We start from the raw sequence: 15965 nt of genomic DNA on the forward strand, positions 1-15965 counted from the left end.
TTCCGGCCGATGCCGTCCTCCTGTAGGAGCGAGCTTGCTCGCGAAAAACCCGGGCACGCCGCGCTCATCCAGACTGCGCGCGTTATCGTTGACGACCTTCGCGAGCAAGCTCGCTCCTACAGGGTTAGTGTTGTGTCAGGCATTGCGCAAACAACTGCTGAATCGGCTGCATTCGCTGGCTGTACCGCTGCAACAACACAATCTCCCGATAGAACGTCAACTCGCCCAAGGGGATGACTCGCACCCTGGCCCCATGCTCAAGCCACAACCCCGCCTCGGGCAGCAGAGAAATCCCCAAGCCACACTCGACCATTTTCACAATCGCCTCCAGCTCATCCAGCTCCAGCGCCACCTGCACCTCGATCTTCTGTTCGCGCAGAAACCGCGTCACCAGCCGCCCGCCGAACGAATTGCGGTCGTAGCGCACATGCGGGTGCTCCGCAATCAGCTGTAGCGGATCATCACCGTCCAGATCCGTCGGTACGATCAGCACGAACGGCTCTCGGCGAATCACCTGCGCGGACAATTCCTTGGGCAACTCAAACGGCGGCTTGATCAGGACCGCCAGGTCCACTTCCCCCGTGTCCACCTGACTCAGCAGGTTTAATGACACACCGGGCACCAGCTTGGGCTCCAGCAAGGGCGCCTGTTGGCGCAATTTCAACAATGCCTGGGGCAGCAGCCCGGTCTGGGCGGTCGCCACCGCGCCGATTTTCAGTTCGCCACGGTACTCGGTGACATCGTCACTGACGGCCATGCGGCTGAAGGTTTCGAGCATTTCCCTGGCCATCGGCAACGCTCGCTGCCCCGCCGCATTGAGCAGTGCCTGACGACCGGTGCGGTCGAACAGACGGATGCCCAGGGCCTGTTCCAGGTTGCGAATCTGCGCGCTGACCGCCGATTGCGTCAGGCCGATGTGCATGCCGGCCGCGGCGAAGGTGCCGTAACGCGCCACGGCGATAAAGGTTTTCAGTTCTCGCAGCATGGCGACCTCGATTGATCGAAATAATTTGAGCTCGCTGCAAAAATTATCGTCTTTCAATCAAAAAGCACAGAGATAAACTCAACACACGCCCACCCACCACCGAGGTACGCCCGATGCAACTGTCCCCTTTTCACCTGGCCATTCCGGTCTACGACTTGTCTGCCACTCGGCACTTTTACGGTGAGGTATTTGGCCTGGAGGAAGGCCGCTCCAGCGACCACTGGGTGGATTTCAATTTTTTCGGCCATCAACTGGTGATTCACCTGGCACCGAAAAGTCCTTCACAAGAAGCCGCACACACCAATGCCGTCGATGGTCACGATGTGCCGGTGCCGCATTTTGGCGTGGTGCTCGGGATGGCGGAATGGGAGGCTCTGGCCGAGCGGCTGAAGTCACTGGAAACACGCTTCGTGATCGAGCCGGGGATTCGCTTTCAGGGGCTGGTAGGGGAACAGGCGACGATGTTTCTGTTTGATCCTTGCGGTAATGCGCTGGAGTTCAAGGCGTTCAAGGATATCGGGCAGTTGTTTGCCAAGTGAAAGTTGTTATGCCTGTTCGGGTCTCTTCCCGGGCAAGCCCCCACAGGGTTTTGTAGTGACCAGACATATTCGACCTGGGTAACACTGAACCGAATGTCATAACCATGATGCGCCGTAGCCCGCAACGTCACCATCGAAGAGTAATCTTCGGTCAGCTAGAAAACCCGCCTATCAAGGCGGCTTTTTTACCAAAACCATGTGATCAACATCAACTTTGAACCCCTATGACTTTAGGGTGCTTCTCTCCAAGGTACGGCCCCAGATCAGCGGCAAAGATGATTCGGCCACTTTCACGCTGAACAATGCCGTCACTCAAATAGCCTTCGGCATATCTGGACACTCCTTGATCTGCGAAGCCCTTATCGACTACACCCGCTTCGCTAATACGCAGCCAGAACAACACTTGCTGACCATCAAAAGTAATACCGGCAACCACGATTTTCCTGTCTGACTGCACAGCAATGGACATGGGAAAAACGGAAGGTACCTTTAGATCGATCAATACCGCTACTCCACCGTTAAACGACAGATCTACGGAGCCATCCGCCAGCAGGCGGTTCACTACAAGGTTATCCACATCATCGATCGTTCTGCTCGATGAAAAAATCACTTTGTCTTCATACACCTGCATCTGGCCTTGACGACTGGAGTCGCCTGCTTCCCAATACCCATCCGTCGCAAACGTCCGATCCAGCTCGCCTTTGGGTGTATAGCAAGCTAACGCAGGCCTTGGGTTGGACTGGCCTTGATCCGGACGATCAAGACTTCCGAATACCACAATGCGATTGTCAGACAAGATATCGACACTCTGGATCGTCGAATTTTCGCCGTTGAATCGCACTTTGCGTGTTCCAAAATCCAGGTCGGGCTCGCCCGACGCATCAAATCGATGCAGCAATCCCACCTCCTCTCGAAATGAGCCAGTCAAGGAACTCAACAAATAACCGGAAGCCAGCAGAAGTTGACCATCAGCACTGATGCATCCCACCGGAGCTGGAGTGGTCAGGGCATGCTCCGGGGGTACGGGATCAACCGGAAACGGGAGAATCTTTGTGCCGAAGATCAAATCCGGGGTGCCGTTTTCATTGAATCGCGTTACAGCGACACGCCTCATGAATGGGTCGCTGCCCGTTGAGCCGATCAACAGGAGCTTGCCATCGGCTTGAGCCAATAGTTGTGTGGGTCTGGCTTCTGTGTTTACTTCAAATTGCCATTTTGTAACGCCTTCCTGTTGGCCGAACCCAGGATCGTCTGAGCCATCAGCCATCGCTCGACGCAACCAACAAGCACGACCCTGGTAGACGACGTAAACCAGTTTCCCTTGCCGCGTTTCAACAACACATCGAGTCGAGCCATGGCTCTCGCTTGGAATATTGATCAAACCCTTTTCGGCAAAGCTCTCATCCAGCTCACCCGCCTTTTTTGGTGTTTTTTTAGCTTGTGCAGTCATGTTCCCATCCTCTGAAATGTCAGATTTTTATCTGGTGACAAATCACTTTGAGGTAATGGGGAAACGATAACTACTGACATAAATGACAGTTCAACCGTCTTCACGAGCCAAAAAACTGTCCTGCTGGCACATAGCGTGTCAGCACACCGATGCAAGCAGCACGCAACCCAAGGGCGTTGTCCGGACTGACGCCTTCGCGAGCAGGCCCGCCAATACAACGCAGCCCTAACGGCTCATCAGCCGCTCGGCCTCCCCCAGTAGCTCCTCGACTGAGTCATGAACAACGGGGTCATATTCGACCTGGGTAACACTGAAGCGAATGTCATAACTGCGATGCGCCGTGGCATTGCGCTCATCGAGCATCTCATTGAGCCGTACCTTGATCGCCGCAATCTCCACGGCGCTGGAACCGGTCAGCAGCGCCACGAACCGGTCGCCTTCGAGACGTCCGATCACATCGTTTTCACGAAAGCCGATCCGCAGGACATCGGCGAACGTCCTGAGCGCATCGTCACCTTTGGCCCGACCGTACAGATAGCAGATGAGTTTGAATTCATCGAGGGTGAAGTACAGCAGCGTCGCCGACGTCCCCAGTTCCCGACAGGCGTCCAGCCCGAGCCGGGCCAGCTCGGTGAAACCATGGCGATTGGACAGTAGCGTCAGCTCGTCCATGCTCGCCATCTGCACGCCGGCCAGTTCTCGCTCGGCCTGGAGAGCCAGTTCGCGCAGCCGTTCGCGTTCTTGCTGTGGCGTGAGCAACGGGTTGGCTGATCGGCCCGATTTGCCCGTTTTGCCTGAGATCAACATCGTTCACTCCTTGGCAGGTATGTACGTTAGAGTCGCCCACACCCGCATTGACTCCCTTCAAGCGCGCCGCTGGTCAGCTACCCGCCACCGGGCACGGCCCTCCTGCATCGGCCCAGGTTTTGAACCGGGCGACGAAGATATCGTGGGGCACCGGCACCGGCGCGCGATTGCCGCCGGGGCTCCAGCCCCACAGCACCAGCTTGTCGTCGCTGACGTGCTTGATCAGCGCGGCGAAATCCCGATCGCCGTTGCTGGAGCGATCCTTGATCATCGCGCACAGCCGATCGGCGGGCAGGCCGATCCAGGCCATCCGTTGCGCTGCCGGTGGCAGGCTCCAGTGTGGCGCCCCGGGTGGCGCGTGGGGACCGTAACTGGCCGGCGGATTGCTTTGCGCATGGCACGTCGCACAGGGCAACCCGGCCGAGCCCTTGCCGTCCATGCCCCGCACGACATTCATGGCGTGGGGTACGCCGGCATCGAACTGCAGCGGCGAATCCCCGGGAATGTGGCAGTTCTGGCAACGGGGACTCTGGAAGACCTTCTGTACAGTGTCGAACGCCTGCAAGGCCTCGCGGTCATCGGCGAACACACGGGATGCGTAGGCGACGAGAACGATCAGGATCAACGCCCCAAGCAACCAGTGATGTCGTTTCATCTCACACCCCCGACAGCTGCAACGGCAGCTCCCGCAGGCGCTGTCCGGTCAAGGCAAACACCGCGTTGGCCACCGCCGGCGCCGTGGGTGGTACACCGGTTTCGCCGATACCGCCGGGTTTGTCGCTGCTGGGCATGATATGCACTTCGACCACCGGCATTTCGTTGAGCCGCAGCACCTGATAGTCATGATAGTTGGACTGCACCACCTGCCCGTCCTTGAGCGTCAGTTTGCTGTGCAAGGCGAAACTCAGGCCAAAAGCGATGCCCGACTCCATCTGCGCGGCGATGCTCTGTGGGTTCACCGCAATGCCACAGTCCACCGCACACACCACCCGGTGCACGCGGATGGCGAGGTTGTCCTGGGACACCTCGGCCACCTGCGCCACGTAGCTGCCGAACGATTCATGCACCGCCACACCCAGGGCGTGGCCGTCCGGCAGCGGCGCAGTCCAGTTGGCCTTTTCCACCGCGAGGTTCAGCACACCGAGGTGACGCGGATGGTCCTTGAGCAAGGTACGCCGGTATTCCACCGGATCCTTGCCGGCCGCCGTGGCCAGTTCATCGATCAACGACTCCATGACAAACGCGGTGTGGGTGTGCCCCACCGAACGCAGCCACAACACGCTGATACCGGTTTTCGGGGAGTGCAGTTCGATCTGGTGATTGGCCAAGCCTTCGAAGTAAGGGCTGTCGGCCACGCCTTCGACGGAGGTTTTGTCGATCCCGTCCTTGACCATGGTCGCTTCAAGCGAGGTCCCGGCCATGATCGACTGCCCGACCATCACATGCTTCCAGGCCAGCGGCAGCCCGTCAGCACCCAGCCCGATACGCGCATGGTGCAGGAACGCCGAGCGGTAATAGCCGCCGCGGATATCATCCTCCCGCGCCCACACGGTTTTCACCGGTGCACCGGCGGCCTTGGCGACGTACACCGCTTCGCTGACGAAATCCGACGTCGGATTGGCCCGGCGCCCGAAGCCGCCGCCGAGAAACTCGGTATGGATCTCGACCTGTTCGGGTTTGAGCCCGGTGATTTTCCCGGCGACCATCTGGTCCAGGGTCTGGAACTGGGTGCCGGTCCAGATTTCGCATTTGTCCTGGGTGATGCTCACTGTGCAGTTCAGCGGTTCCATCGGCGCGTGGGCCAGATAAGGCACACTGTATTCAACGTCGATCTTCCTGGTCGCTTTCGCCAGCGCCGCCTGGGTATCCCCCGCCTGACCGGCATTGATGCCGGGGGTGGTGGCGAGTTTGCGGAAGTTTTCCAACAGCGCCTGGCTGTCGAGCCCGGCGTTCGGCCCCGGATTCCACTCGATTTTCAGCGCATCGCGCCCCAGCTTCGCCGCCCAGAAATGATCGGCAATCACCGCGATGCCGGTCGGCACTTGCACCACTTTGTGCACGCCCGGAATCGCCAGCGCCTCGGCACCTTCAAAGGATTTGACGCTGCCGCCGAAGGTGGGCGAACGGGCGACCATCGCAGTCATCAGCCCGTCAAACTGCACGTCCATGCCGAATTTCGCCCGGCCGGTGATTTTTTCCGGCGTGTCCAGACGCTTGGTGGGTTTGCCGATCAGCCGCCAGTCTTTCGCGTCCTTGAGTGTGATCGAGGCCGGGTCCGGCCGAGGCAATTGCCCGGCGTCATCGGCCAATTCGCCATAGGTGGCACGGTGCTCACCGGCAATGACCATCCCCGATTCGGTACGGATCTCGGATGGCGCAACGTTGAAACGCTTGGCCGCTGCGTCGATCAACATCAAGCGCGCCGCCGCGCCGGCCTGGCGATAGCGGTCGAACTCCATCCAGGTCGAGGTCGAGCCGCCGGTGATCTGCATTCCGCCAAAGCCAGGCAGGCCGTAATCGGCGGCCGAAGCCGGGGCATGCTCGACACGGATCTTCGTCCAGTCGGCGTCCAGTTCTTCGGCGATCAGCATGGTCAGGCCGGTCCAGATGCCCTGGCCCATTTCCGAGTGGCCGAGCAACACGGTGACGCTGTTGTCGTTGCCAATGCGCAGGAAGGCATTAGGCGCAAACACGTTGCCCTGGTTCTCCGCGCCCATGGCGAAACGGTGGGCACCGGGCATGGCAAACGCCACTACCAGCCCGCCGCCCAGCATGGCACTGCCCTTGAGAAAACCACGACGCGATAACGTATTGATGCTGTTCATGGCCACCTCAACCCAGCTCGGCGGCGCGTTTGACCGCCGCGCGAATTCGCGGGTAAGTGCCGCAACGGCAGATGTTGCCGGACAGCGCCTGATCGATGTCGCTGTCGGTCGGTTTTGGAATCTTCGCCAGCAACGCCGCCGCCGACATGATCTGCCCGGACTGGCAGTAGCCACACTGAACCACATCAAGTTCCGCCCAGGCCTGTTGCACCGGGTGCGAACCGTCTGCGGAAAGGCCTTCGATGGTGAGAATCTTTTGCCCATGGGCCACGACCGTGGCCGGTGTGATGCACGAGCGCAGCGGTGCGCCATCGACGTGTACGGTGCAGGCGCCGCATTGGGCTATGCCACAGCCGAATTTGGTGCCGGTGAGGTGGGCGACATCACGCAAGACCCAGAGCAGCGGCATGTCGGCGGGGACATCCAGCTCCTGATCCTGGCCATTGATGTTCAGGGTCAGCATGGCGCAGTTCCTCAGACTCAGGGTGATCTGAAGGGGCGTCGCTACGGCCTTGTAGAACCTGCGCGCGCCTCGGGTTACCCCTTCAGCTAAGCGCAAATTTGCCGGCAGGCCTTGGCGCATCGACCACCGGTCATGAAAAAGCCGCCTCGAAGGGCGGCCCTGAAGGTCTTCGCTAGAGCCTCGGCCCCAATAAAATGCCGGTGTAGCGCCAGACAAAAACACCAAAAGCGCTACACCACAGCAACGCCGACAGCGCCAGACCCTGACCGGAAAAAGGCACCAGCCACACTCGACACGCACCCGCCAGCAACAACAGGGCAAACCCAGCAACGACCGCCTTGGACGGCTGCAACAAACGCCCGGTATGCCCCAGGCTGACCCGCGCGATCATCGCCAGAACCAACCCGCCGATACCGCCGACGGCCAGAGAATGGGTGGCCAGGCTTTGTTGCGACATCCAGCCCAGGTGCCACAGCGCCATGGCCAGCGTTGCCACCGCGAGCCAGGCATAAGCCAGATACAGCGACCACAGCAGCGGTACGCGCCACAGACCGTGATCATGCCAGCGCCACAACCGCAGCAGATGCAAACCGCTGATCAGCGCAAACAACAGCGCCAGCCACACCCGTGGGACGTCATTCAAACCGACGGCAAAAGACAGCGCCGCCAGCATGGCGCCGATCAGCAACACCTTGCCCGGCAACGGATGGGCAGCAGGCGTTGCGGGACGGTTCAAGCCGCGCTGGATAAAGAACGGAATCACCCGCCCGCCGATCACGCTCATCAGCGCGCCCGCCAGCCACAAGGCGGCCAGCACGCCATGGCGTTGCAGATTGGCGTCATCAACGGCGAACCCCAACAACGTCAACGCCTGACACCCGGCCAGCAGCATCACCATCACCAGAATCGGATAATTCTCGCGTTTGCCCGCAGCCAGCAGATCGCGCCCCAACACCCACGCCAACAGCGGCAGAAACGGAACCTGCAAGGCCAGCAGCAAGGGTGCCGGTATCGGCAGGCACCAGGCCAGTCGCCCCAGCAGCCACATAAGCACCAGGCCGATCAGCGGCCAGCCCTTGAGCCCAGGCCGACCAGTCCAGTTGGGCACCGCCGTGAGCAGGAACCCGGCAATGACGGCCGTGGTAAATCCGAAAGGCATTTCATGGCGATGCCAGGCGAGCATGCCGCCCACCGGTTGCGCTCCGGGCAAGCAGCCGTACAGCCACAAGGCCCAGATCGCGATGGCGAGGGCCGCGAACCCGGCCCCGGCCAGAAAGAAGGGTCGAAAGCCCAGGCTGAAGACCGGTGCAACGGCTAGCCGGCGCATCAAGCCACCACTCGGGCCGGGAAACGGCTCAGGCGATACGCGCCGAGCATACGGCTCGACCATTGAAGAACGTTCCGAGGGTTGCTGAAGAAGTTGAACATTGTGCGTACTCCTGAAGGTGCTTTACCTCATCAAGTCCCGTGCCAGCTTTTTGCCCCTTTAGATCCAGGCACTTGCGCATATACGAGTCATAAAGACCCACATCAAAAATAGTCTGTTTGACTCCACTCAAAGTCATTTTGACTACCACCATGCTACCCTGCGGCAATTTTCTCGATCTACGGTACGGCCAGACGACCAGAGGCTGACTACGCTAAAAGCCCGGAACATGCGTTACCTGCAGAGGAGCTGGCACCATGCTACGCGTACAAAAACTCACGCCCTGCCTGTGGTTCGACGATCAGGCCGAAGAGGCGGCGAAGTTCTATTGCTCGATCTTCGACCACTCGAAAATCACTGCCATCACCCATTACGGCCACGCCGGATTCGAGTTCCACGGCCGGCCCGAGGGTTCGGTCATGACCGTCAGCTTCGAGCTCGACGGGCAGAGTTTCACCGGCCTCAACGGCGGGCCTTTATTCAAGTTCAGCGAAGCGGTTTCGTTTCAGGTCAATTGCCTGACACAGGATGAAGTCGATCATTACTGGGGCAATCTGTCGGCCGGTGGCGCGCCCGAAGCCCAGCAATGCGGCTGGCTCAAGGACAAGTTCGGGCTGTCGTGGCAGATCGTCCCCGTGGCGATGATGGACATGATCAAAGACCCCGACACGAAAAAATCGCAACGGGCCATGCAGGCGATGATGCAGATGAAAAAACTCGATATCGCCACGCTGCAACGAGCCTTTGACGGCGAGAGCTAATACACTCTGGCATCGACCTGCCGAGGAGTGAGCGAGCATGAAGCACGCCGTTGCCAAAAACGCCGACCAGGCCCCGCGCTTCTGGCGCGATGATGCCCTGCCCTTCATCGAAGCCCGCTCCATCGCCGACGGGCGCGAAGTCTGCTACACCCGGCACGCCCACGAGCACTTTTCCATCGGGGCGATCACCGCCGGGCGCAGCACTTATCTGCATGAGCAGTCGGCATTCGAGGTCAGCGTCGGCACGGTGGTGCTGATGAACCCCGGCGACGTCCACGCCTGCAACCCGATCGAAGACCAACCCTGGTCGTACCTTATGCTGTACGTCGATACACCGTGGCTGACCGATTTGCAGCATCAGCTCGGGTTCAGCGATGACGCGGCGTTTCGCCGCTTTTCCCTGACCCATACCCGCGACGCCCATCTGTTTACCGGCCTCGCGGGTTTGTATGAGGTGCTGGTCGATCCACAGCAAGATGTGCTGCGCAAACACAGCGTGGCCGTGGAGTTCTTTACCGAGGTTCAGCTGCGACTCAACCCGGCCAACCCGCCGCTGCGCGAACCCAACTTCAAGCTGGAGCGCGCGGCCGACTACATCCGTGACCACTGCACGCAAACCCTCAGGCTCGAAGACATATGCGAGGCGGCACAATTGTCGCCGTCCTACCTGATCCGCGCCTTCAAACAGCATTACGGCATGACGCCCCACGCGTTCCTGGTGAACCGGCGCATCCAGTTCGCCCAGGATCAATTGCGCAGCGGCAAGCTGATCGCGGACGTGGCACTGGAGGCGGGTTTCGCCGATCAGGCGCATTTTCAACGGGCGTTCAAACAGCATTTGGCGGCGACGCCGGGGCAGTATCGGGGCTGAATCCGCCGTGATTGCCGTTACGGCAACAACAGGTACACCGCACTCACCACCAGCAACAACGCCATGGCGCGATTGAACAGGCGCATCCCCGCCGGGTTGTTCAAAAACCCACGCAAAAACGTCCCGGCATAGGCCCAGCAACCGACCGACACATAACAGATCACCAGATAAATCGCAGAGAACTGCCAGACCAGGCGCGCCTCGCCATCGGCGACAAACGCGCCCATGCCGGCCACGCAGGCCAGCCAGGCCTTCGGGTTGAGCCATTGCATGATGGCGCCATACAGCATCGACGGGGCTTGCGCCGACTCACTGGCCTGCACCTGCCCATTGTCAGCCGCCAGCTTGAACGCCATGTACAACAGGAAGGCGACGCCCGCCCATTGCACCACCTGCGTCAGTGCCGGCCACTGTTGCAACAGCTCATGCAGGCCCAATCCCATCAGCACCAACAGCAAGACAAACCCCAGCGTGGCTCCGGCCACGTGACGCTGGCTGGCCCTGAAGCCAAAGCGCGCGCCGGAGCTCAACGCCACGATATTCACCGGCCCCGGCGTGATGGACGCGACCAACGCAAACGCCGCCATGGATATCATCAGACTCATTGCACACCTTCTTCCATCGAGTTGAACAAGGTCCCCAAGGTAATGAGCCCGCCGGCTCGCGTATTGAACAAAACGCCCCTGTCTAGCTATGAGTAGTAACCCACGACACTTTTCACTTTGGCCAAGGCCAGGCGCAGCGAATCCATGTCCACCGACCCCAACGCCAGGCGTATCGCGTGCGGCACATGAGCCGAAATCGCAAAGGGCTCGGCGGGCGACACCGACACCTGCTCGCGCATCAGCGCCATGGCGATCTGGTCGGCCCGGGCGTCTTCCGCCAACGGCAGCCAGATGAAGTAGGAATTCGGGTGACTGATGGTTCTGAGCCCCGCCAGCACCTCGCGGGCCAAGGCCTGCCGGGCTCGGGCGTCCGCGCGTTTTTGCGCCTCCAGTTGGCTGACGGTGCCATCGTCGAGCCAGGCCGTGACGATGGCGGTCATCACGCCGGGGGTGTTCCAGGTGGTCGCCATGATCGTGCGCTCGAAGGCGGCGACCCATTGCGCGGGCGCAGCGATGAAACCGACACGCAACCCGGTGGCAACATTCTTCGACAGGCCGGACACGTACACCGTCCTCTCAGGCGCCAGCTCGGCCAGCGGTGGCGGGACGTTTTCGGCCAGGAACGCGTAGGCGGCGTCCTCGATGATCGTCAAGTCATGCCGGCGCGCAATCGCCACCAACTGCTCGCGCTGATCGAGGTCCATCACCCAGCCCAAAGGGTTGTGCAAGGTCGGCATCGAGTAGACGGCCCGTACCGATCGGCTGCGGCAGAGTTTTTCAAGGGCAGGCAGATCAGGCCCGGTATCCGTGACCGGAATCGGCAAGACTTCCAGATGCAGGGTTTCGGCCAGGGTCTTGAAACCGGGATAGGTCAGCGCATCGGCGGCGATCACATCACCGGGCTTGAGCATCGTCATCATCGCCACCGCCAGGCCATGTTGGGCGCCGCTGACGATCAACACCTGTTCGGCCGGCACGCTCAGCCCGCGATCAAGCAGATGACGCGCGACCGAAGCTCGCTCGTGCAGGCGTCCCGCGTGGGGCTGATAACGCAGGAGGGACTCCAGGTCCCCGGACAAGGCCAGTTGACGCAACGCCGTGCGCAACAGGTCGGCCTGACCGGGCAATGACGGGTAGTTGAAATTCAGGTCGATCATCCCCGCCGCCACCACGTGCTGCGAGATGCCCTGCCCCGGCGGCAGCGAGGTTTCCCTGACAAAAGTCCCGCGTCCGGTTTCGCCGCTGACCAGGCCCATGCCCTCCAGCTCGGCATACACCCGGCTGGCGGTGACCAGCGCCAGACCGTGCTCCGTGGCCAGTTGCCGGTGAGTCGGCAGGCGCGTGCCGGGCGGCAGACGCCCGGAGCGGATGTCGGCGGCAAAGGCATCCACCAGGGTCTTGTAGCGGGATCTGGGCATGTCGAGATGTATCCATGACAATTTTTTGATTGTATCGATAGTCGCTCATAGGATGAGTTTCGTGCAATCAGACAATGAGCGTGAGCCAAATGGAACGGACCTCGGACCTGCAACACCGGACGCTGGAAAACAGCACCAGCGGCTGGATCAACGGCCTGATCGGCGTGGTGATCTTCAGCGGCTCGCTACCGGCGACACGGGTGGCGGTGCTGGAGTTCGATCCGGTATTCCTGACGGTCGCGCGCGCGACCATCGCGGCGGTCCTGGCGCTGTGCCTGCTGTGGTTATTCAAGGAAAAACGCCCGGCGCGCCAGCAACTGATACCGCTGATCATCGTCGCCCTGGGCGTGGTCATCGGTTTTCCCCTGTTGACCGCGCTGGCGCTGCAATACGTGACGTCCGCGCACTCCATCGTCTTCGTGGGCCTGTTACCGCTGGCGACAGCGGTGTTCGGCGTCCTGCGCGGCGGCGAGCGGCCACGGGCGGCATTCTGGATTTTCTCGGTGCTGGGCAGCCTGCTGGTGGTCGGGTTTGCTCTGTCCCAGGGGCTGACCGCCTCCCCCCAGGGCGATATCCTGATGCTGCTGGCCATCCTCGCCTGCGGTCTGGGTTATGCCGAAGGCGCAAAGCTGTCGCGCACACTGGGTGGCTGGCAGGTGATCAGCTGGGCGCTGGTGCTGTCGCTGCCGGTCGTGGCGGTGCTCAGCTGGATGCGCATGCCGGCTTCGTTCACCGGTATCAGCACGCCGGCCTGGTTCAGCCTGGCTTACGTTTCGCTGTTCAGCATGCTGATCGGTTTCGTGTTCTGGTATCGCGGGCTCGCCCAAGGGGGCATCGCCGCCGTCGGGCAACTGCAGCTGCTTCAGCCGTTTTTCGGGCTGAGCCTGGCCGCCACCTTGCTGCATGAACAGGTCAGCGTAGGCATGCTGGGTGTCACCGTCGCCGTGATCCTGTGCGTCGCCGGGGCGAAAAAGTTCGCCAGATAGCCCTGTGTACGGTGGTTTGCGCCCATGACTGTATGGGTCTGGCCAAGGGTGAGCCGTGATAAAAATAGCGCTCTTGCTACAGGAGCCCACCATGGACCTCGCCACCCTCACCCTGTTCCTGCCGGCCTGCTTTGCACTCAACATGGCACCCGGCCCCAACAACCTGCTGTCGGTCAGCAATTCGACCCGCTATGGCTACCGCACCGCGTGCGTGGCCGGCATCGGCCGGTTGCTGGCGTTCGCCGGGATGATTGCCCTGGCCTCGGCGGGGCTGGCGGTGGTGCTGCAAACCTCCGAGCTGCTGTTCTATGCCATCAAGATCCTCGGCGCGGCCTACCTGTTCTACCTCGCCTGGCAATTGTGGCGCGCCGATCCGGGTGTAGAGAACGTGGTGACCTCAGCGCCTGTGGGCACGCTGGCACTGGCCCGGCAGGAATTCCTGGTGGCGGCCGACAACCCCAAGGCCATCCTGATTTTCACTGCGTTCCTGCCGCAATTCGTCGACTCGGCCCACGCCATCGGACCGCAGTTCGTGGTGTTGGGCGCGCTGTTTCTGGTGCTGGAATGGATCGCCATCGGCGCTTACGCCTACATGGGCCTGCACATGCGCCGCTGGTTCTCCAGGCCGTCGGGCAAGCGGATGTTCAACCGTTGCTGCGCCGGGTTGTTGTCGGCTGCGGCGTCGGTATTGCTGATGGCCAGACGCGCCTGAAATGTTGGTAATCCGTGTGGGAGCGAGCCTGCTCGCGAAAGCGTAGTGTCATCCAATATCGAGGTGACTGACACGCCGCCTTCGCGAGCAGGCTCGCTCCCACAGGGTACTGCCTGCAATCAACGAAATTCACTGTCGATTCTCCGGTGGAGGTCGCCCATGCCGCGATCTATGCTGCGCCCATGAACCTACAAAAAACGCTGCTTCCGCCCCGTGCCGAGATGGTGCGCGCCATGCTCGAGCGAGACACTTCCTACGAGGGAGTGTTCTTCACGGCGGTCAAGACTACAGGCATTTTCTGCCGCCCCGGTTGCACCGCCCGCAGCCCGAAGCCTGAGAATGTCGAGTTCTTTGCCAGCGCCGAACAATGCCAGGCGGCGGGCTATCGCGCCTGCCTGCGCTGCAAACCACTGGACACCGCCGCCAGTGCGCCGGACTGGGTGCGAGCACTGTTCAAATCGGTGGACGCCGACCCGGAACAGCGCTGGACCGACGCCCAGCTAGTGGCCGAAGGCATCGAACCGCTGAAACTGCGCCGCTGGTTCAAGCAGCACTTCGGCATGACCTTCCACGCCTGGCTGCGCGCCCGGCGCCTGGGCATGGCGTTGGGCGGAATCAAACAAGGCGGCTCCATCGATGACGTCGCCTTCGATTCGGGCTACGAGTCCCTGAGCGGATTTCGCGATGCCTTTCAGAAATCGTTTCACATCACCCCGGGCCGCGCGGCCAACAGCGAGCCGCTGCTGTTCACGCGCCTGACCACGCCGCTGGGGCCGATGATCGCCATGGCCGAACGGCGTGGACTGGTGCTGCTGGAGTTTCTCGATCAGGCATCGCTGAGCCCTGCGGTCGAAGCGCTGCAAAGCCGTTTCGGTTATGCCGTGGCGCCGGGGCACAACGCGCATTTGCAGCAGATCGAAGAGCAGTTGTCCGCGTACTTCGCCGGCACGCTCACTGAGTTCAGCGTGGCCTTGCACATGCCCGGCAGCGAGTTCTCCCGCCAGGTCTGGGCCGAACTGGCGAAGATCCCCTACGGCCGGACCACCACCTACGGCGCCATAGCGGCGAGGCTAGGCAAGCCCGGCGCCAGCCGCGCGGTGGGCCTGGCCAATGGGCATAACCGCTTATCGATTGTCGTGCCGTGCCACCGGGTGATCGGCGCCGACGGCTCGTTGACCGGCTACGCTGGAGGCCAGCCACGCAAGGCGTTTCTGCTCAGGCTGGAAAACGCCGCGGTGCAGCTCACAGAGCAACTGGCGTTCTGATCCCCCCACAGGTTTTTCATAAGGAAGGAAACTCGATGGACAGGCTCGACAATCAACTGCACCACCTTCATCAAGAGGGTTTGCTGATTCTCACCAACGTCGCCGATGCCGCCGGTGCGCGGCTGGTGGAGCAACTGGGCAACAAGGCCGTGGCCACCAGCAGCGCGGCGGTGGCCTGGGTGCATGGTTATCCGGACGGCAACACCCTGCCCCTTGAGCGTCTGGTTTCGACGGTCGAGTCGATTGCCCGGGTCATTTCCGTGCCGCTGACCGTGGACATCGAGGCCGGTTATTCCGATGACCTGGAGCGGGTGGCCCAGGTGGTTGGCGCGGTGATCGCCGCCGGTGCGGTCGGGATCAACATCGAAGACGGTTCCTCACCGCCGGAATTGCTGGTACGCAAGATTGAAGTCGCCCGTCAGGTGGCCGACCGACGCAACGTGAACCTGTTTATCAATGCGCGCACCGATGTTTATCTGCGAGGTCTGGTGCCCGCCGAAGATCGCGTCGCCGAAACCCTCAAGCGCGCCGCACTGTATCAGGCAGCCGGTGCCAATGGCCTGTTTGCCGCTGGCGTTACCGCCGAGTACGAGATCAAGGCGCTGTGCCAGGGCACCTCGCTGCCATTGAATGTGCTGGGGTTCCCGGGCTTGCCGTCGCCCGAAGCGCTTGAAGCACTCGGCGTACGCCGCCTGACCGCGGGTTCAGGCATCGCCGAATTCCTCTACGGCGCCATGGCCGGCATCTCCAAAAGCTTTCTACAAACCGGCCGGTTCGATACCCACGACCTGAAGGCCTTGACCTATGGCGAAGTGAACGCCCTGTTGAAACCGTCCGGGAATGCCTGAGCCC

At 61.4% G+C, this 15965-nt stretch carries 16 protein-coding genes; 7 read left to right on the top strand and 9 right to left on the bottom strand.

Going from position 1 to position 15965, the window contains the following annotated elements:
• Positions 1 to 124 precede the first annotated feature (124 nt).
• Positions 125 to 985, bottom strand: coding sequence for a LysR family transcriptional regulator (locus AC3ITA_RS15915; RefSeq protein ID WP_095946069.1), 861 nt, complete (start codon positions 983 to 985; stop codon positions 125 to 127).
• 113 nt (positions 986 to 1098) lie between these two features.
• Here AC3ITA_RS15915 and AC3ITA_RS15920 point away from each other — a divergent pair, with 113 nt between their 5' ends.
• Complete coding sequence (locus AC3ITA_RS15920) at positions 1099 to 1524, top strand: VOC family protein (RefSeq protein WP_150672957.1); 426 nt, start codon at positions 1099 to 1101, stop codon at positions 1522 to 1524.
• Positions 1525 to 1732: 208 nt separating this feature from the next.
• On the opposite strand, the gene AC3ITA_RS15925 is transcribed toward AC3ITA_RS15920, so the two are convergent.
• From AC3ITA_RS15925 to AC3ITA_RS15950, 6 genes are all read right to left on the bottom strand, one after another.
• Positions 1733 to 2974, bottom strand: a complete 1242-nt coding sequence (locus AC3ITA_RS15925) for a hypothetical protein (RefSeq protein WP_150672958.1) — start codon at positions 2972 to 2974, stop codon at positions 1733 to 1735.
• A gap of 225 nt (positions 2975 to 3199) precedes the next feature.
• The gene (locus tag AC3ITA_RS15930; RefSeq protein WP_150672959.1) at positions 3200 to 3781 is read right to left on the bottom strand and encodes a GGDEF domain-containing protein; all 582 of its coding nucleotides are present in this window, start codon (positions 3779 to 3781) and stop codon (positions 3200 to 3202) included.
• A gap of 73 nt (positions 3782 to 3854) precedes the next feature.
• Positions 3855 to 4436, bottom strand: a complete 582-nt coding sequence (locus tag AC3ITA_RS15935; RefSeq protein ID WP_095946066.1) for a hypothetical protein — start codon at positions 4434 to 4436, stop codon at positions 3855 to 3857.
• Between the two features lies 1 nt (position 4437).
• The gene (locus tag AC3ITA_RS15940) at positions 4438 to 6606 is read right to left on the bottom strand and encodes a xanthine dehydrogenase family protein molybdopterin-binding subunit (protein WP_489277797.1); all 2169 of its coding nucleotides are present in this window, start codon (positions 6604 to 6606) and stop codon (positions 4438 to 4440) included.
• 7 nt (positions 6607 to 6613) lie between these two features.
• On the bottom strand, positions 6614 to 7069 hold the full coding sequence (locus AC3ITA_RS15945) for a (2Fe-2S)-binding protein (RefSeq protein ID WP_489277799.1): 456 nt from the start codon (positions 7067 to 7069) through the stop codon (positions 6614 to 6616).
• A 172-nt stretch (positions 7070 to 7241) separates the two neighbouring features.
• Positions 7242 to 8396 (bottom strand): NnrS family protein, encoded by a 1155-nt coding sequence (locus AC3ITA_RS15950; RefSeq protein WP_489277800.1) that lies wholly within the window; start codon positions 8394 to 8396, stop codon positions 7242 to 7244.
• Positions 8397 to 8752: 356 nt separating this feature from the next.
• Here AC3ITA_RS15950 and AC3ITA_RS15955 point away from each other — a divergent pair, with 356 nt between their 5' ends.
• Both AC3ITA_RS15955 and AC3ITA_RS15960 read left to right on the top strand, forming a co-directional pair.
• On the top strand, positions 8753 to 9256 hold the full coding sequence (locus AC3ITA_RS15955) for a VOC family protein (protein WP_095946063.1): 504 nt from the start codon (positions 8753 to 8755) through the stop codon (positions 9254 to 9256).
• Positions 9257 to 9293: 37 nt separating this feature from the next.
• Positions 9294 to 10127: an AraC family transcriptional regulator gene (locus AC3ITA_RS15960; protein WP_095946062.1), complete on the top strand. Its 834-nt coding sequence runs from the start codon at positions 9294 to 9296 to the stop codon at positions 10125 to 10127.
• Positions 10128 to 10144: 17 nt separating this feature from the next.
• Here the strand turns inward: AC3ITA_RS15960 and AC3ITA_RS15965 are convergent, their stop codons facing one another.
• Together AC3ITA_RS15965 and AC3ITA_RS15970 are read right to left on the bottom strand one after the other, a co-directional pair.
• The gene (locus AC3ITA_RS15965) at positions 10145 to 10732 is read right to left on the bottom strand and encodes a LysE family translocator (protein WP_489277803.1); all 588 of its coding nucleotides are present in this window, start codon (positions 10730 to 10732) and stop codon (positions 10145 to 10147) included.
• Positions 10733 to 10818: 86 nt separating this feature from the next.
• Complete coding sequence (locus AC3ITA_RS15970; RefSeq protein WP_489277805.1) at positions 10819 to 12150, bottom strand: aminotransferase-like domain-containing protein; 1332 nt, start codon at positions 12148 to 12150, stop codon at positions 10819 to 10821.
• Between the two features lie 89 nt (positions 12151 to 12239).
• Here AC3ITA_RS15970 and AC3ITA_RS15975 point away from each other — a divergent pair, with 89 nt between their 5' ends.
• The 4 genes from AC3ITA_RS15975 (at position 12240) to AC3ITA_RS15990 (ending at position 15961) form a co-directional block, all read left to right on the top strand.
• Positions 12240 to 13136: a DMT family transporter gene (locus AC3ITA_RS15975; RefSeq protein WP_489277807.1), complete on the top strand. Its 897-nt coding sequence runs from the start codon at positions 12240 to 12242 to the stop codon at positions 13134 to 13136.
• Between the two features lie 91 nt (positions 13137 to 13227).
• Positions 13228 to 13848 carry a LysE family translocator gene (locus tag AC3ITA_RS15980; RefSeq protein ID WP_489277809.1) on the top strand — a complete coding sequence of 207 codons (621 nt, stop codon included), beginning with the start codon at positions 13228 to 13230 and terminating at the stop codon, positions 13846 to 13848.
• 182 nt (positions 13849 to 14030) lie between these two features.
• Complete coding sequence (locus AC3ITA_RS15985) at positions 14031 to 15113, top strand: bifunctional transcriptional activator/DNA repair enzyme AdaA (protein ID WP_095946057.1); 1083 nt, start codon at positions 14031 to 14033, stop codon at positions 15111 to 15113.
• Between the two features lie 35 nt (positions 15114 to 15148).
• Positions 15149 to 15961: an isocitrate lyase/PEP mutase family protein gene (locus tag AC3ITA_RS15990; protein ID WP_095946056.1), complete on the top strand. Its 813-nt coding sequence runs from the start codon at positions 15149 to 15151 to the stop codon at positions 15959 to 15961.
• The last annotated feature ends 4 nt before the right edge of the window (positions 15962 to 15965 follow it).

This window comes from Pseudomonas sp. GL_090 (genome assembly GCF_057837765.1).